The following is a 17,277-nucleotide window of genomic DNA, read 5'->3' as shown; positions in this document are numbered from 1 at the left end:
GAACCGCGCCCCAGCCCGTGGCCGCCAGCGCGCCGCGCCCGACGGCCTCCACCGGCCTGATTGCCTCGCTGGACCTGGGTTCGTCCAAGATCGGCTGTTTCATCATGCGGCCGGAAGGCGCGCGCCATGCCGACCAGTCGATCCGCGTCGCCGGCGTGGGCTATGTCCAGTCGCGCGGCATCCGCGCCGGCTCGATCATCGACATGGAGGCGGCCTCCCAGGCCATCGCCCAGGCCGTCGAACGCGCCGAAGCCATGGCCAATGTCTCGATCCAGGGCGTGCGTGTCACCATCCCGGGCGCACAGACCGCCTCGCACAAGGTCTCGGCCCAGGTTTCGCTGGGACTCAAGCCCATCGCCGATCTGGACCTCAATCGCGCCATTGCCTCGGCCCTGGCCCAGGTGCGCTTCCCCAACCGCCGCGCCATCCACCTGCTGCCGGTGTCGTGGAGCGTCGACGACCAGTCCGGAGTTGCCGACCCGCGCGGGTTGAATGGCCGTAGTCTGGGGTTGGAACTGCTGGTCGTCACCATCGACGAGAGCGTGTTCAACAATATCCAGCAGTGCGTCAGTCAGGCCCATCTCGAAGTCCAGGCCATAGTTTCGGCGCCCCTGGCGGCCGCGGTGGCGGCACTGGAAGAAGACGAAAAGGACCTGGGCTGCATCTGTATCGACATGGGCGCCTCCAGCACGACGGCGGCCATTTTCGCCAACGGCACCCTGGTCCATGTCGACTGCCTGAACGTCGGCGGCCAGCATGTCACGGCCGATATTGCCCGCGGCCTGTCGACGACCTTGGCCGGCGCCGAGCGGCTGAAGACCTTGCATGGTTCGGCCATCGCTTCGGCCAATGAAGACCGCGAAACGGTCGAAGCCCCGCCGCGCGGCGACGAACGCGGCGGCGCGCCGATCATCGTGCCGCGCTCGATCCTGAAGGGCATCATCGCGCCGCGGGTCGAGGAGACCTTCGAGCTGCTGCGCGAGAAGATCAAGGCTTCGGGCATTCAGATCGAGCCGGGCGCCGGCATCGTCCTGACCGGCGGCGCCTCGCAACTGGCGGGCGTGCGTGAGCTGGCCATCCGGGTGTTCGACCGCCCGGTGCGCCTGGGCCGTCCGATGCGCGTGCCGCACCTGGGCGACGCCGCGGCCGGACCGTCGTTCGCGGCGACTGCAGGGGTGATCCTGCGCACCCTGTACGGGCCGCGCGATGTCGTGCCGGTGAAGAAGATCATGGCCGCCAAGATCGGCCCCAAGGACGCCCCTAACGGCGGCGGCAACATCTTCGGCCGCATCGTCGACTGGTTGAAGAGCAATCTCTAAACGACTACGCTCTCCGAAAAACAGGAGAGGGTACCATGGCGTTTCGAATGACCCGGCGCGCGGCATTGGGCGGGATCGGCGCGGCTGCGCTGGCCGGACCGGCCTTGGCGCAGACCGGTGTGGCCGACATAGGCGCCAAGGTCGCCCGTGAATTCCTCAGCCGCCCCAACATCATGATGTACGACACCGGCGATGTGGTGGCCGTGCACTATGCCGAGGCCGCCACGGCCTATGGCGCGGCAAAGCTGGGTGGTTTGCTCGGTGATACGGCGCTGGTGGATGAGGTCCAGCAGCGTCACCTGCGTGTCCTCAGCGAGAACATTCCCAATACCCGCAACCATGTCGACGCCAATGTCTACGGCGTCTGGCCGCTGGAACTCTACCGGCAGGGCAAGGACCCTGCCGACCTGGCCTATGGTCTGGAACTGGCCGATGGGCAATGGCGGGATTTGCGGCCGGACGGCCTGACCACTCAGACGCGGTTCTGGATCGACGACATGTGGATGATCGGAGCGTTACAAGCTCAGGCCTACCGGTCCACGAGCAACCCGCTCTATATCGATCGTGCCGGCCGCGAACTGGCCGCCTATGTCGAGAAACTGCAGCAGCCCAATGGCCTGTTCTTCCACGGGCCGGAGGCGCCGTTTCACTGGGGGCGAGGCAATGGCTGGGTGGCCGCCGGTCTGGCCGAGGTCCTGGCCGATTTGCCGGTGGGCCATGCCAGCTACCCGGTGGTGGAAGGCGGTTATCGCAAAATGATGGATGCCTTGTTGCAGCACCAGAGCGGCGATGGCATGTGGCGGCAACTGGTCGACAGGGCCGAGTCCTGGCCGGAATCGTCATGTACGGCGATGTTTGGTTTCGCGTTGGCGACGGGGGTTAGACGCGGGCTGCTGGAGGCTTCGGCGCGGCAAAATGTCGACCGGGCGTGGACGGCGCTGACGGCGAGGCTGACAATGGAAGGCCTGCTGCCCGATGTCTGCGTCGGCACCGGTCAGTCGCAGGACGTGCAATACTATCTCGACCGGCCCAGGGTGACGGGTGACCTGCACGGTCAGGCGCCGATGCTGTGGCTGGCGGGGGCTCTGTTAGGGTTGTCTTAACGCGATTTCAGCTCATGCGCGAAGTGCGCAACCGGACTGACTCATTTACGACGCGATTCACCGCTATCACGTCCACGTTTCGGTAACCTCTCTTAAAATTTATTACCGTAAGCACTTCAAAACGGCCCGACTCAAGGTATCGGGTAACACTTCGTTAAGCATGTTCGATGTCTCCTGTCCGGAACCCACCGGAGACATCGAAGCGCCCCGCTTGACATGCCTCTGAAAGGGGAAATTTGTGAAAGGTTGGTCCGAGCCCATGGGTATTTCTCTCTCCGCTCCGCGCGCCACGGAACTCAAGCCGCGTATCGTGGTCTTCGGCGTCGGCGGCGCCGGTGGCAATGCCGTCAACAACATGATCGAGGCCGGTCTGGAGGGCGTGGAATTCGTCGTCGCCAACACCGATGCCCAGCAGCTTCAGTTTTCGCGCACCGATGCCCGCATCCAGCTGGGCGTCGGCATCACCATGGGCCTGGGCGCCGGAGCGCATCCCGAAGTGGGCATGACCGCCGCCGAGGAATCGTCCGACATCATCAATGAGCATCTCGACGGTGCCCATATGGTCTTCATCACGGCCGGCATGGGCGGCGGCACCGGTACCGGTGCGGCGCCGATCATCGCCAAGTGCGCCCGCGAGCGTGGCATACTGACCGTCGGCGTCGTGACCAAACCCTTCACCTTCGAAGGCCGTCACCGCATGCGTCTGGCCGATGCCGGCATCGCCGAGCTGCAGCGCTATGTCGACACCCTGATCGTCATTCCGAACCAGAACCTGTTCCGCATCGCCAATGAGCGCACCACCTTCGCCGAAGCCTTTGGCATGGCCGACCAGGTGCTGCACGCCGGCGTCCGCTCCATCACCGACCTGATGGTATTGCCGGGTCTGATCAATCTCGACTTCGCCGACGTCCGCTCGGTCATGTCCGACATGGGCAAGGCGATGATGGGCACCGGTGAAGCCGGTGGTGAAGATCGCGCCATCCTGGCGGCCCAGAACGCCATCCAGAACCCGCTGCTGGACGAAACCTCGCTGAAGGGCGCCAAGGCCGTGCTGGTCAACGTGACCGGTGGTCTGGACATGACCCTGCACGAGGTCGACGAAGCGGCCAACGCCATCTCTTCGGAAGTCGATCCGGAAGCCAATATCATCTTCGGTGCCGCCTTCGACCCGAGCCTGGAAGGCAAGCTACGCGTGTCGGTGGTCGCCACCGGTATGGACGGCGTCGCCCTGCAGACGCCGCTGAATACGCCGGTCCGGGCACAGACACCGCCGCCGACCTTCGGCATGGGCTATGGCTCTCGTCCGGAAGCACAGGCGGCGCCCGCACCTCAGTCCGTTCCGGTGGCGCCTGCTGCCGAAGCCCGTCCGGCGCCCGTCATGCCCAGCCTGACTCCGGCGCGGTCCAGCCTGTTCGAGCCGACGCCGCAGGCAGCGGCTCCGGCGCCTGAGCCGCAGGTCGTCAGCAAGATAGTCGATCCGCTGGCCAGCGACGACGCCTTCTTTGCCCAGGATGAGTTCGAGGCTGCGCCTGAGCCCAGGATCGAGGCACCCGTGTCGCGTCCGGCCATTTCGCGGCCGAATCCTTACGCCAATGCCCGCCTGGAGACGCCGGCGACGGCACCGGCGCCGCAGGTCACGGCTCGTCCGGCACCGCAAGCTCAGCCTGCGCCGCGCCTGCAGACCGAAGACGAGGGGCGTGAATCCTTCTGGCGCGGCCTGTTCCCGCAGCGGGGCAATGCCCCGCAAGCCGGCGGCCCGACGGAAGCTGTCGCGGAAGAGACCCAGGACCGCTACGTCCCGGCGCCGCAGAAGTCCAACCTCAACCCGGCGGCCCGCCCGGTCGAACAGCCTTCCATGGAGGCGGAGGACGATCTCGAAATTCCTTCTTTCTTAAGGCGCCTCGCTAACTGATGCCGTGGCAAAGCCACGGCGCAGGATGCGGTCCAAATCGGTTTTAGGGCGCTGAAAGCAAATTCTAAGAAGCGTGGAAAACCAGGTCCAAAAGGGCCTGGTTTTTCGTTGTGTGACAGGGGAACTCCAACGGCAAAGCCGTTGGCAAGGGCGGCTGCCTGCCCGAGCTTATGCGAGGAGCCACGCGGCGTTTGAGCTGAATAACGTGGCCTTAAAGTCGCATTAAGCACGTGGTTACAAAACGAAATAGAAGTTCGTTTGTGAACGGATGTTGAAAATGAGATACCTGACGGGGACGTAACATAATTGCGTCCCGTTTTTTATGTCTTGCTGGGGCGGTACACAGCGGTTTCTTCATCTGAAGAGTGTAGGTTTAGCGTCATGTTGCCTGATCAGAACGAACAGACTTTGGCCCATGCAGCCATCATCGCCGGTATGGGCCTGCATACGGGCGTACCTGTGCGCATGGTCGTGCGTCCGGCCATCGCCGGCACCGGCGTCGTCTTCGTGCGTTCAGATATCGAGGGCACCGACAACCGCGTTGCGGCCGTCGCCCACAATGTCACCAAGACCAATCTCGGCACCGTTATCACCAATGCTTCGGGCGTTTCCGTCTCGACCATCGAACACGTCATGGCGGCCTTTGCGGCCATGAGCCTCGACAACGTGGTAGTCGAACTCGATGGCCCGGAAGTGCCGATCATGGACGGCTCGGCCCTGCCGTTCGTCCAACTGCTGGACCAGGCCGGTTTCCGCCGCCAGTCCCTGCCGCAACAGGTCATCGAAATCCTGGAGCCGATCGAAGTCTTTGACGGCGACAAGTCGGCGGTGCTGCTGCCGTGCGACCGTTTCGAAGTCCGTTTCGAGATCGACTTCCCGGGCACGCCGATCGGCCATCAGGAAGTCGACCTGGTCGTCACCGAACAGTCTTTCCGTGAAGAGCTGGCCGCAGCCCGCACCTTCGGCTTCCTGCAGGGCGTCGAAGCCCTGCGCAAGGCCGGCCTGGCGCGTGGCGGTTCGCTGGACAACGCCATCGTCATTGACGGCGACACCATTATGAACGAAGGCGGCCTGCGCTACGTCGATGAATTCGCCCGTCACAAGGCGCTGGACGCCATCGGCGACCTGTACGTCCTGGGCATGCCGATTCTTGGCAGGTTTGAAGGAATTCGCGCCGGTCATGGCCTTAATAATGCCCTTGTTCGCGAACTACTGTCGCGCCCGGATGCCTACCGCATTGTCACCCGTGGCCCCGCCCTGGCGGATGTCGGCTAAGCCACACTTCGGTTAATTCCGGTTGGCGACGTCTTGACCATCGTGTAGATATCCTCAAAGACTTTATCTCTGCGTCCGGGGCGGACGCTTTCTCGAGGGTGTTCCGTGATCTCTGGTCGGCTTTTCAAGACTTCGGCATTCAATTTGGCCGTGGGGGTTCTGGCCGCGGGCGTCGCCCTGACGGCGATGTCGGGCTGCTCCGGTAAAGGCCCGGAACAGCATCTGGTCTATGAGGAGCGTCCGGTTGAACTCCTCTATGCCACCGGCATGGAGCGGCTGGACGACAAGTCGTGGAACGAAGCCGGCCAGTATTTCGAGGAAGTGCAGCGCCAGCACCCCTATTCGGAATGGTCGCGCCGCGCCATCGTGATGACCATCTATACGCACTACCAGGCCGGCAAGTATGCCGAGGCCTCGGCGGCCGCCGATCAGTTCATCCACCTGTATCCGGGCAGCGAACTGACGCCCTACGCCTATTACATGAAGGCCATCTGCTCGTTCGAACAGATCGTCGATGTCGGCCGCGACCAGGCGTCGACCACCTCGGCCCAGGCCCTGCTGAGTGATGTCGTCCGCCGCTATCCCAGCAGCGAGTACGCCAAGGACGCCCGCGTCAAGATCGACATGGTGCAGGACCAGCTGGCTGGCAAGGAAATGGAAATCGGCCGCTACTACCTGAATGACAACCAGCCTCTGGCGGCCATCGGCCGGTTCAAGACGGTGGCCAGCACCTACCAGACGACCTCGCACACGCCGGAAGCCCTGTATCGCCTGGTGGAAGCCAATGAAGTAATGGGCCTGCATGAGGAGGCCATGCGTAATGGCGCCGTGCTGGGTTACAACTATCCGGGTGACCGCTGGTATGCCGAGGCCTACAAGCTGTTGACCTCGAAGGGCGACCGTCCCGACATCGCGCCGGATCCCAACGGCAAGAAGGGCCCGCAAGCCCCTGACGCCAAGAAGAACAAGAAGGGCTGGTTCGGCTTCCTGCGTCCCGACGCCGGGTGAGCACAGAACTCGTGCATATGGTGCCCGGGGGCTGGGTTGGCGTTGGTGTAGCGGCAGCTTTCGTTCTGCTATTGCTTATGCTGGTCCTGCAGAAGCCAAAAAAGCCTGTAAAACCAGTGATATCCAGGTTCAAGGATACGCTTGTCAATCGCGACCACAGATATTGTTTGGGCATTGATGAGCGGACAGGTGGCTACTTCTTTGCTATCAACGTGGTAAACCCCTACATCGAGTACGACGAATACTATGCGATCTCGGAAGCGGAATATTCGACGTTTCAAGCCGATGTTGCCGCTGCGGTGGAATTTGCTAAGTCTTGTGGCCGCCATGAACAAGACCATCGGCTGATCGAAAAGCCCGGCAAGCTTCGGGGAAGTTACGTCGCCTCGACATCCAAAACGTAAGTTCCTGAAATGTTCTTGTTGAGAAGAACAAAATGAGGTCTAATGGGCGCAGTGAATCACGGAGCGCGCCGATGCTCACCCGCCTGACCATCAACGATGTTGTGCTTGTCGACCGACTGGAACTGGATATCCAGCCGGGCCTTAGCGTCCTGACCGGGGAAACCGGTGCTGGCAAGTCCATCCTGCTCGACAGCCTGGGCCTGGCCACCGGCGCGCGCGCCGATACCGGCCTGATCCGCGCCGGCGCCAACCAGGCTTCGGTGACCGCCGAGTTCGAAGTGCCGGCCGCCCATGCTGTCTATGATTTCCTTGAAGACAAGGGGCTGGCGCTGGAGCCCGGTGAGGCGTTGTTATTGCGCCGCCTGGTCGGCCGGGACGGCCGCTCCAAGGCCTTCGTCAACGATCAGCCCGTCAGTGTCGCCGTGCTCAAGGCGCTGGGCGACTCGCTGCTTGAGGTCCATGGCCAGCACGAAACCGTCGGCCTGCTGGACGCGCGGTCGCATCTGGGGATGCTCGATTCTTACGGCGCCTGTGATGGCGAGCGCGCCCAGGTTGCCGAAGCCTGGAAAGCCTTGAAGGCGTTGAAGGACGAGCATCGCGACCTGATCAAACGCGCCCAGGGCGACAAGGCGGAACTGGAAACCCTGACCCTGCGACTGCAGGAGCTGGAGAGATTGAACCCGCAGCCCGAGGAAGAAGCGCAACTGGCGTCCGAACGGGCGCTGTTGGGGGCGTCGGAACGGGCGCTGGAAGACATTACCGAGGCGCGTGACGCCGTCGGCGGTGATCTGCTGTCGCAGCGGTTGGCCAAGGCCTTCCGTGCTCTGGACCATGCCCGCACGCGGGCCATGCAGGCCGGCGCAACGGGCGAGGACGAGGTGTTACAGCGGCTGACGGCGGCGGCCGATGCCCTGGATCGCACCCTGATCGCCGCCGACGAAGCCCTGGCGCTGATGGATCAGGCCGGCAACAGCCTCGATCTTGAACCGGGGCAACTCGATCGCGTCGAGGAACGGCTGTTTGCCCTGCGCGCCATGGCGCGGAAACTCGGCGTTCTGGTCGACGATTTGCCGGCGGAGCGGGTGCGGATTGCCAAGGCGCTGACTGGGATGGAAGATCTCGACGCGCACCTGGCGAGGCTGGACAAGCAGATCGCGGCGGCGCAGGGCGTCTTCCATGCCGCCGTCGAAGCGCTGCGGGCGCGGCGCGTGGCAGCCGGCGAGACCCTGGGCGCGGCGGTGATGGCCGAGCTGGTGCCGCTGAAGCTGGACAAGGCGCGTTTCCGCGTCGCTTTGAAGAGGCTTGAGCCGGAACGCTATACGGCTGCCGGCGGTGATGTCGTCGAGTTCGAGGTCAAGACCAATCCCGGCGCGGAGTGGGGTGGCCTGGGCGTCATCGCCTCGGGCGGCGAACTGGCGCGGTTTGCCCTGGCGCTGAAAGCGGCCCTGGCCGGCCGTGGCGGGGAAGGTGCCGCGGGGCCGGTGATGATTTTCGACGAAGTCGACCAGGGCGTCGGCGGCGCGGTGGCCGATGCGGTTGGTTTGCGGCTGAAGCGCCTGGCCGAGCGGTCGCAGGTGATCGTTGTTACCCACAGCCCGCAGGTGGCGGCGCGCGGCGATTCGCATCTGAAGGTCAGCAAGCATGTCCATGGTGACGGTATGCGGTCTCAGGTGTCACGCCTGAACCCGGATGAAGCGCTGGAGGAACTGGCACGGATGTTGTCGGGCGCCTCGATCACGCCGGAAGCCCGGGCGGCGGCGGTACGGCTTAAATCCGCCGAGGCGGTGTGATATAATAGGCGTAAAGGAGGTGCGGTCATGATGTTTTTGCTCCGACACCTGTTCTTTTTCGTGCTGCAATTCGCCGGCGTTACGGCGGCCGTCGTCATCGGCTGTGTTGCCTGGACTCTGAATGATCGCGGCATGTCCTATGCCGAGACCCTGGCCTTTCGCGCCGATCTCAAATTCTGGACGCTGATCGGCATGGTGGTCGCTGGTTTCTTCTGCCTGGTCCTGCTGTGTTACCACCTGACGCACAAGGCTCTGGACGATCCGAGCGACCCCGATAACGGACCGTGGCGGTACTAACCGTCACAAAAGAAATTGAAACCACGAATGGACACGAATAGACACGAATAAGGATGACATGCTGTCGTGCCCTGGCGCGAATTTGTGTTCATTCGTGTCCATTCGTGGTTTCTTCTTTCGACCGGCAGCCCAAAATGACTCTCGACGACGCCCGCGCCCTGCATACCGAACTGGCGGGGCAGGTTCAGTACCATCGCGACCTCTACTATCGTGAAGAAACGCCGGAACTAACCGACGCTGAATACGATGCACTCGAAAAGCGGCTGCGTGACCTGGAAGAACAGTTCCCCGAATTGAAGACGGCCGATTCGCCAACCCAGACGGTTGGGGCAGTCATCTCGGAAAAATTCTCGCCCGTGGTTCACGGCGTGCCGATGCTGTCGCTCGACAATGCCTTTGCCGATGAGGACATCACCGACTTCGAAGACCGTATCCGCCGGTTCCTCAAACTTCCGGCCGAAGAGCCGGTGGTCTTTGCCGCCGAACCCAAGATCGACGGCCTGTCGTGCAGCTTGTTGTATGTGAAGGGCGAACTGGTGCGCGGCGCCACGCGCGGCGATGGTCGCACCGGCGAGGACGTCACGGAAAATATCCGCACCATTGCCGACATTCCACACCGCCTGAGCGGGACCGGCCACCCGGAACGGATCGAAATCCGCGGCGAAATCTATGTCCCGCTTCAGGCCTTTGCCGACATGAACACGAAGGCCCAGGCTGAAGGTGGTCGCACCTACGCCAATCCGCGCAACTTCGCCTCGGGTTCCCTGCGTCAGTTGGATGCGGCGGTGACGGCGGCGCGGCCGCTGCGCTTCTTCGCCTATACCTGGGGTGAAGTCAGCGACGAGGGCTTTGTCGCCACCCAGACTGAGGCGTTGGCGCAGTTCCGCGAATGGGGTTTCCAGGTTAATCCGCAATCGGCCCAGGTCGACGGCGCGGCCGGGCTGCTCGACGTCTATAACCGCGTCGGCCGCGACCGGTCCGGCCTGGGCTATGACATCGATGGCGTGGTCTACAAGGTCGACCGTCTCGACTGGCAGCGCCGGCTGGGCTTCGTGTCGCGCTCGCCGCGCTGGGCCATCGCCCACAAGTTCCCGGCCCAGCAGGCCCTGACGCGCCTGGCCGCCATCGATATCCAGGTCGGCCGCATGGGCACGATGACGCCGGTGGCGCGGTTGCAGCCGGTCAATGTCGGCGGTGTGGTGGTGACCAATGTGACCTTGCACAATGCCGATGAGATCGAACGCAAGGACATCCGCATCGGCGACATGGTCAGAGTCCAGCGCGCCGGTGACGTTATTCCCCAGATCGTCGGCATCGAGCCCGACGAACGGCCGGACACCGCCGTGCCTTATGAGTTTCCGACCGTCTGTCCCTGTCCGCTGAAAACCGAAGTGGTGCGCGAACAGAATGCCGCTGGCGTCGAAGGCGTGGCGCGCAAATGTTCGGGTGACCAGGCCTGCCCGCACCAGCGCATCGAATACCTGAAATATGTCGTGTCGCGCCGGGTGCTGGACGTCGAAGGCCTGGGCGAGACCTATATCGAGATATTCAACCGCGGTGGCATCCTGGCCGAACCGGCCGACATCTACCGCCTGCACGAAAAGGCCGAGGCCGCCAAGGTCATCGTGCTGGAAGAGCGCAAGCGCCAGTCGGCCGCGCGCCAGGAAAAGAGCGGCCAGGCGGTCAAGAAGCAACTGGCCGATACCGATCGCGCCTTTACCGATCTCGACAAGCTGTTCGCCAATATCGACAACCGCCGCGACCTCCCGCTGGAACGGTTTATTGCGGCCTTGGGCATCAAGCATGTCGGCGACACCACGGCCAAGCTGCTGGCGCGCGCCTTCACCAGCGAACGCGCCTTCCACGACACTCTGGTCAAGGCGGCCGAAGGCGACGAGGACGCTTTCAATTCGGTCAAGGACCTGAACCAGGTGGGACCGGTCATCGCCCATTCGGTGACCAGCTATTTCGCCCATCCGTATCAGCGCGGCATCTATGAGCGCTTTATCGAACAGGTGCGGGTGCAGGATGCCGAGGCCGTGGCTTCGACCTCGCCGGTGTCTGGAAAGACGGTGGTGTTCACCGGTACTTTGGAAAAGCTGACCCGCGACGAAGCCAAGGCCCAAGCCGAACGGCTGGGCGCCAAGGTGTCGGGTTCGGTTTCAAAGAAGACCGACCTGGTGGTGGCCGGCCCCGGCGCGGGCTCGAAGCTGAAAACAGCGGCCGAATTGGGGATTCAGGTCCTGACCGAAGACGAATGGCTGGCGCTGATCGCCTAGCTGGCGAGCATTTTCAGCGCTTTTACAGCCGTCTCATAACCCATCGGGGCCTTCTGGCTGTCGCAGGTCTTGACCGGCTTGTTGTCGCAGCCGCGGGTGATGCAGCCGCTTAAAGCTACGCACATCAGCAGGGCGGTGGTCGCGAACAAAATCTTGCGCATCGGGCATCCTCTCAATCGGCGCGAACTTGGCACAGTTCGAAGCGCTTGACCATAACGCCGTGACGCGTTCATGTGCGCCATGACCAAGATTGCCCTAGTCACCGGCGCCGGCAGCGGTATCGGCCGCGCCACAGCGCTTCACCTGTCCCAGGCCGGGTATTCGGTCGTGCTGGCTGGCCGCCGCGCCGATGCGCTGAATGATACGGCAAAGCTCGGCGCCAACATGCTGGCCGTGCCGACCGACATCACCGACCCGCAGGCGGTATCCGCCCTGTTTGACAAGACGGTGGCCGAATACGGCCGACTGGACGTGCTGTTCAACAATGCTGGCTACAATCCGCCCTTCCTGCCGCTGGAAGACCTGCCGATCGACGAGTTGCGGATGACGCTGGATATCAATATCCTCGGCGCAATGTTGTGCGCCGGCGAAGCCATGCGCATCATGAAGGCGCAGGACCCGCACGGCGGACGTATTATCAATACAGGTTCGCTATCGGCCCATATGCCGCGGCCGCTGAGCGCTGCCTACAGTGTGTCGAAACACGCCATCACCGGCCTGACCCGGTCGCTGCTGATGGATGGCCGTGCCTTTGGTATCACCTGTTCGCAGATCGATGTCGGCAACGCCGTCACCGACATGTCGACACATATGGTGTCTGGCGCCATTCAGGCGGACGGCCAGTTACGTCCGGAGCCGCGCATGTCGGCCGATGAGGTGGCGAAGATGGTTGTCCATATCGCCGGCCTGCCGCCGGAAGCCAATATCCCGTTCGTCACGGTCATGGCCGGCGGCATGCCGTTTTACGGCCGCGGTTAGATCTTGGATTGAGCTTCAAATATGTCGCTTAATTCAGCGTGAGCGATGGTTACCGCCTTGGCGATGTCGGGAAGCGTATCGACGTTAACCGAGAATTCGTCGCCATTCTCCTTTGAAATCATCAGCACGGGACCGGCGCTGGAATTGTCGCAGATATAGGCGTTATCGGCTTCTTTGAAAAACCAGCTGAGTTGTTCGAAAGAGCGGGTACGACGTTCACGAATCTTGTCTTCAGGAACATCATGTCCGCCTCGCTTCACCCGCAGATGTACACGTTCGATGTTGAGATCGACTGTCCGCAAATAAACGTAAATCAAGTTTATCTGGAAGCCATTCGCCTTGGCGGTTTCGACCAGCTTGCGATATTTCCCACTGGAAAGAACAGTTTCAACACCAATGGTCTGGTAGGCCGCGACTGAACTGTACAGCCAACTTTCGATCCGCTGGACTGCCAATAGATTGGCTTGCGGTAAAGGCAACTGCTCGTGTTCGGAAATGCGCTTGGCGAGAATATCCGGGTTGATGATCCAGATCGTATTCTGCGGCGATTCCATCCCCAACATGCCATAGGCGGAACTTTTACCGGAACCATTCGGACCGGCGATAATCCAAAGCTGTGGCTTTTCCAGGCGTGGCGCCGTCACCTACCGTCCCGACCTCGACCCGAAGAGTTTCAAATTTTCTTCCCGGATCTTATCGACACTCTTCTGGAAAACGTAGAGCAGGTCCTCGCCCAGATTCGGGCTGTTCGTACTGACCGTATAGATGCGCTTCTTCTCGCCACCATCGAGTGTCACGGTTTTCACACTGACCGTCTTGGGGCGGGCGCCGGCTTTGCGGGCTTTGGAAACTTCGATCTTGCTCATGAAAGGCTCCGTACCACCCGAATATAGTGCATATTCGCTGCCAGATTAAGTGGGTAAATCACAACGGCGCGCAGACCTCGTCCAGCCAGGCGCGAACCTCGGGTTTCACCAGCGGGCCGACCAGGCGGACGACCTCGGCATGGTAATCGTCCATGTATGTACGTTCGGCCGGGCTCAGCATCTCGACAGCGATCAGGCTGCGGTCGATCGGCGCCCAGGTCAGGTTGGCGAAACCGTGCATGGCGCGCTCGCCACCCTTGGGGATTCTGGCTTCGGTGACGTATTGCAGGTTTTCGATGCGGATGCCGAAGTCGGCTTCCTTGTAGAAGCCGGGTTCGTTCGAGACGATCATCCCCGTCTGCAGGGCATAGCGGTTCAGTGCCTTGGCGATACGTTGCGGGCCTTCATGGACACCCAGATAGACGCCGACGCCGTGACCGGTGCCGTGGTCGTAGTCGAAGCCTTCCGCCCACAGATATTGCCGCGCCAGTGCGTCGAGATGCGTTCCCGTGGTGCCGGCGGGGAACTTTACCGTGGCCAGAGCTATATGGCCCTTCAGCACCAGGGTGAACATGCGTTTGTGTTCGGCGGTTGGCGTGCCGATGGCCATGGTGCGGGTGACGTCGGTGGTGCCGTCGGCGAACTGGGCGCCGGAATCGACCAGCAGCAGGTTGCCCGGCGCGATGCGCAGATCCGACGCGGTGGTGACGCGGTAGTGGGGAAGGGCGCCATGCGGCCCGAAGCCGGAAATGGTGTCGAAGGACAGGTCCTTCAAACCGCCGGCTGCGACGCGCAGCGACTCCAGCTTCTTCGCCACTTCGATTTCGGTCGGCAGGGTCTCTTGCGCTTCGGTGGCGACCCAGTGCAGGAATTCGGTCAGGACGGCGCCGTCGCGGATATGGGCGGCGCGCGTTCCGGCGATTTCGGTGGCGTTCTTGCACGCCTTAGGCAGCAGGCACGGATCGTCGGCCAGGAAGGGCTTGGCGCCGGCGGAGGTCAGGGCTTCCAGCCAGTAGGCCGAGGACAGGGCGGCATCGATCAGCACGTTGCGGCCCGACAGTCCGGCCAGGGTGGTTTCGATCTCGGCCGGGGTCTTGATGCTGACCTCGTTGCCCAGCCATTCTAGCAGGCCATCGGTCACCTTGGCCGGTTCGATGAACAGTTCGGCCGAGCCGTCGTCCTTCAGCACGGCCTGGCCCAGCGGCAAGGGCGAGCGGATAACGTCGCCGCCGCGGATGTTGAACAGCCAGGCCAGGGACGAGGGGGCGGTGATCAGGGCGGCGGCCAGGCCGTTGGCTTTCAGGTTGCGGGCGATCTGGCCGCGCTTGTCGGCCGAAGCGATGCCGGCATGTTCCAGAGGCTGCGGCACGATCGGCGCCGCCGGCTGGGCCGGTCGCGCGCTGCCCCAGGCGAGGTCGAGCGGATTGGGCGAAAGGGATTTCAACTCGACACCGGCGCCGGCCGCGGCGGCCAGCAGGGCGTTCAACCCCGTCGGGCTGATCAGGCTGGCATCATAGCCGATGACCGACCCAGCCGGGGCGGCGGCGATATCGTCGGCGAGGGAGTTACCGTGGAAGTCCTTGACCTCCCAGACGCTGCGGTCGGTCTGTTCGCGCGACTGCAAGGTATAGCGGCCGTCAGCATAAAGGATGGCGCGGTCGAGAAACACGATCGCCGATCCGGCCGAGCCAGTGAACCCCGACACCCAGGCCAGGCGTTCATTGGCGTCCGGCAGGTATTCGTTCTGATGCTCGTCCTCGTGCGGCACGATAAATCCGTCCAACCCCAGCTGGCGCATTTCGGCGCGCAGGGCGGCGACGTTGGCGACGCCCTGGGACGGATGGGTGGTGACGTCGAACTGCTGGAAGGCGGTCGGAGCGGAGCGGGTATCGGGAGTCATGAGGCACCTGTTCGTATCTAAGGCGACTATAGACAGGCAATGTGGCGACTTCAAATCCGATAACTACTCTAACTGAATAACCGTGATGTACCAGGTGCTGACCGGCTGGTTCTGGGCCTGCCACCACAGGCCATTGATGGTCTGGTCGGCGGCGCCTAGGTCGGCCAGGGGAACTTCGACCACGTTCCAGGTATTGGCGTTGAGGCGGATGGTGTAGCCGGGGTCGACCGGCTTGTCGCCGATCAGCGCCTTGACCGAGATGGTCTGGCCGCCGGCGGGGCCGCCATTCACATAGAAGGTCAGCTTGGTATAGCCGGCCGTCGAGAATGCCGCGTGCTGCAGGTACAGGGCCTGCCACGGCTCGCTCTGCATCGAGATCGGCTTCACGTCGGCGCCGATATCGGTCGACAGAGTGGTCTTGGCCCAGCTCCAGTTGTTCCAGCCCGGCGCCAGGGAGTCATCATAGATGACCATGGGCTGGGGTTTGGCCGGTGCGGCTTCCTGGGCCAGAACGGGGCCTGCCAAGGCCATGGCGGCAAGGGCGGTGGTGAAAAGACGGCGGTTCATGGCGGACATGAGAAGCTCCCTGAGAATTTTTTATATTTGATTTATTTAATTCATATTATCCCATCGATGCCAAGCCGCATTTGTCTTCACCCGTTGCGGGAAGGTGCCGGCTGTGGTTCTCTTGCCACGCAAAGGTGAGGGCGATGAGGCGCTACGGATTTCTGGGTTTTACCGGCTTTATGGTCATGGGCGCAGGCCTGATGAACGGCGCCGGCGTATGGATGATCCCGCTGGCGGCACCGGTGATGTTCGACCTTCTGTTGGGCTGGAACTGGCTGATGGCGGCGGGCGTTGTGGCCTATGCCGGGTATCGTGTCTGGAGCGGTGATCCGGGCTGGTACGACGGCGTGTTCGTCTTTGGCTGGGCGATGATGCTGATCAGCAGCAATGCCCGCTGCCCGCGCTGCGGTCTTTCCGTCGGGATCAGCGACGGCACGTGGCGGCACAGCGCGCCGCCCCAACATTGTATCGGTTGCGGCCGGAACCGTCGCGACGTCTGGCCCTTCCAGTATGTCCTGAAACCGGAACCCTGGGACGGTCAGTACCATGACGAAGGCGGCGGCCCGGCGCCCGAAGGCTTCCGGGCGGAGGTGATCCGCCGGCATGTTCATGACCAGTGGATCAAGAAAAAACGCTAGAGCAAAGCGCGTTCACACGGAAGCACCGTGTGAACGCGCGGAGCGTATAAACGCTCTAGTTCCGCTGCATGACCAGGGTGCACCAGGCGTCGCGGTGGATGCGGCGCACCACCTTGAAACCGTGGCTGAGATAGGCGGCCTTGACGAAGCGCTCCTGGGTGCGCAGCAGGCCCGACAGGATGACCAGGCCCTGCGGTTTCAAGGCGCCGCGGATATCCATCGACAGCCCAACCAGGGGCCGTGCCAGGATGTTGGCGAAGACTAGGTCGTAGGGGCCCGATTGACGCACCTTGCGGTGGTTCAGCCCGTTGGCATGGACGAAGCGCGCCGTCGACTGGTTCAGGGTGGCGTTTTCGTTGGAGATGCGCACGGAGATGGCGTCGATATCGGTGCCGACAGCGACCGGCGTGCCGGTCTTGGCGGCAGCGATGGCCAGCACGCCGGTGCCGGCGCCGACATCCAGCACGCGGCCGAATCGCGACTTTTTCAGCAGGTCGTTATAGGCAATCAGGCAGCCGACGGTGGTACCATGATGGCCGGTGCCAAAGGCAGCGCCGGCTTCGATGCGCAAATTTACGGCATTGACCGGGGCGCGGCCGTGGTCGTGAATGCCGTAGACGAAGAAGCGCCCGGCGCGCACGGGCGGTAGGCCCGACAGCGCCATGGCCAGCCAGTCGGCGTCGGCCAGTTGCTCGGCGGTGACGACCAATGCGTCAAAATCCGTCAGAACCCGTTGTATTTGTGCGTCTTCTTCCTCGGTGGTCGGGAAGGCGTCGATGCGCCAGAGGTCGTGGTCTTCGTCCTCTTCCAGGATCGAATAGGTCAAGCCATCCAGCTCGACGTCGGCGTCCAGGGCTTCGGCGGCGGCTTCGGCGACGGCGCGCGGGCCGCGGGCCACGATTTGTTGAGGGTTATAGGACATGCTGCTCTGCGGTAGGATT

General features: G+C 62.9%; 17 protein-coding genes. 11 read left to right on the top strand and 6 right to left on the bottom strand.

All coding sequences use genetic code 11. From position 1 onward, the window contains the following. The first annotated feature begins 104 nt into the window (after nt 1-104). The 9 genes from ftsA (at nt 105) to ligA (ending at nt 11,387) form a co-directional block, all read left to right on the top strand. Nucleotides 105-1,319, top strand: a complete 1,215-nt coding sequence (ftsA, locus tag ABAC460_RS44045; protein ID WP_035426452.1) for a cell division protein FtsA — start codon at nt 105-107, stop codon at nt 1,317-1,319. Nucleotides 1,320-1,354: 35 nt separating this feature from the next. Further along, a complete protein-coding gene (locus ABAC460_RS44040) occupies nt 1,355-2,422 on the top strand; it encodes a glycoside hydrolase family 88/105 protein (RefSeq protein WP_031237383.1) in 1,068 nt (355 codons plus the stop codon). A gap of 259 nt (nt 2,423-2,681) precedes the next feature. Further along, a complete protein-coding gene (gene ftsZ, locus ABAC460_RS44035) occupies nt 2,682-4,334 on the top strand; it encodes a cell division protein FtsZ (RefSeq protein WP_023455243.1) in 1,653 nt (550 codons plus the stop codon). Nucleotides 4,335-4,715: 381 nt separating this feature from the next. After that, nucleotides 4,716-5,609, top strand: coding sequence for a UDP-3-O-acyl-N-acetylglucosamine deacetylase (lpxC, locus tag ABAC460_RS44030; RefSeq protein ID WP_023455242.1), 894 nt, complete (start codon nt 4,716-4,718; stop codon nt 5,607-5,609). Nucleotides 5,610-5,753: 144 nt separating this feature from the next. Further along, complete coding sequence (locus ABAC460_RS44025) at nt 5,754-6,617, top strand: outer membrane protein assembly factor BamD (RefSeq protein ID WP_255346548.1); 864 nt, start codon at nt 5,754-5,756, stop codon at nt 6,615-6,617. Beyond that, nucleotides 6,614-7,021: a hypothetical protein gene (locus tag ABAC460_RS0125150; protein WP_155914733.1), complete on the top strand. Its 408-nt coding sequence runs from the start codon at nt 6,614-6,616 to the stop codon at nt 7,019-7,021. Before ABAC460_RS44025 ends, ABAC460_RS0125150 begins: the two co-directional genes overlap by 4 nt. Before the next feature lie 71 nt (nt 7,022-7,092). Next, nucleotides 7,093-8,811, top strand: a complete 1,719-nt coding sequence (gene recN, locus ABAC460_RS44020; RefSeq protein ID WP_023455239.1) for a DNA repair protein RecN — start codon at nt 7,093-7,095, stop codon at nt 8,809-8,811. A 27-nt stretch (nt 8,812-8,838) separates the two neighbouring features. Beyond that, complete coding sequence (locus tag ABAC460_RS44015) at nt 8,839-9,108, top strand: hypothetical protein (RefSeq protein ID WP_023455238.1); 270 nt, start codon at nt 8,839-8,841, stop codon at nt 9,106-9,108. Between the two features lie 134 nt (nt 9,109-9,242). Beyond that, on the top strand, nt 9,243-11,387 hold the full coding sequence (gene ligA, locus ABAC460_RS44010) for an NAD-dependent DNA ligase LigA (RefSeq protein WP_023455237.1): 2,145 nt from the start codon (nt 9,243-9,245) through the stop codon (nt 11,385-11,387). On the opposite strand, the gene ABAC460_RS49995 is transcribed toward ligA, so the two are convergent. After that, a complete protein-coding gene (locus ABAC460_RS49995) occupies nt 11,384-11,548 on the bottom strand; it encodes a hypothetical protein (protein WP_023455236.1) in 165 nt (54 codons plus the stop codon). The genes ligA and ABAC460_RS49995 overlap by 4 nt on opposite strands. 79 nt (nt 11,549-11,627) lie before the next feature. Here ABAC460_RS49995 and ABAC460_RS44005 point away from each other — a divergent pair, with 79 nt between their 5' ends. After that, the gene (locus ABAC460_RS44005) at nt 11,628-12,365 is read left to right on the top strand and encodes an SDR family oxidoreductase (protein WP_235075848.1); all 738 of its coding nucleotides are present in this window, start codon (nt 11,628-11,630) and stop codon (nt 12,363-12,365) included. Here the strand turns inward: ABAC460_RS44005 and ABAC460_RS44000 are convergent. The 4 genes from ABAC460_RS44000 to ABAC460_RS43985 form a co-directional block, all read right to left on the bottom strand. Beyond that, nucleotides 12,362-13,009, bottom strand: a complete 648-nt coding sequence (locus ABAC460_RS44000) for a zeta toxin family protein (protein WP_035426423.1) — start codon at nt 13,007-13,009, stop codon at nt 12,362-12,364. The genes ABAC460_RS44005 and ABAC460_RS44000 overlap by 4 nt on opposite strands. Then, complete coding sequence (locus ABAC460_RS43995; protein WP_023455233.1) at nt 13,010-13,231, bottom strand: hypothetical protein; 222 nt, start codon at nt 13,229-13,231, stop codon at nt 13,010-13,012. Nucleotides 13,232-13,289: 58 nt separating this feature from the next. Continuing rightward, nucleotides 13,290-15,131 carry an aminopeptidase P family protein gene (locus ABAC460_RS43990; protein ID WP_023455232.1) on the bottom strand — a complete coding sequence of 614 codons (1,842 nt, stop codon included), beginning with the start codon at nt 15,129-15,131 and terminating at the stop codon, nt 13,290-13,292. Nucleotides 15,132-15,194: 63 nt separating this feature from the next. After that, nucleotides 15,195-15,707 carry a hypothetical protein gene (locus tag ABAC460_RS43985; RefSeq protein WP_023455231.1) on the bottom strand — a complete coding sequence of 171 codons (513 nt, stop codon included), beginning with the start codon at nt 15,705-15,707 and terminating at the stop codon, nt 15,195-15,197. 134 nt (nt 15,708-15,841) lie between these two features. Here ABAC460_RS43985 and ABAC460_RS43980 point away from each other — a divergent pair, with 134 nt between their 5' ends. Beyond that, complete coding sequence (locus ABAC460_RS43980; RefSeq protein ID WP_023455230.1) at nt 15,842-16,336, top strand: hypothetical protein; 495 nt, start codon at nt 15,842-15,844, stop codon at nt 16,334-16,336. Between the two features lie 55 nt (nt 16,337-16,391). On the opposite strand, the gene ABAC460_RS43975 is transcribed toward ABAC460_RS43980, so the two are convergent. Next, nucleotides 16,392-17,258, bottom strand: a complete 867-nt coding sequence (locus ABAC460_RS43975) for a 50S ribosomal protein L11 methyltransferase (protein ID WP_023455229.1) — start codon at nt 17,256-17,258, stop codon at nt 16,392-16,394. Nucleotides 17,259-17,277: the final 19 nt, after the last annotated feature.

It is taken from the genome of Asticcacaulis sp. AC460 (genome assembly GCF_000495795.1).
In the GTDB taxonomy this organism is placed as follows: Bacteria; Pseudomonadota; Alphaproteobacteria; order Caulobacterales; family Caulobacteraceae; genus Asticcacaulis.
Note: the sequence above shows the minus strand (reverse complement) of the source record. Positions and strands in the feature narration are given on the sequence as shown.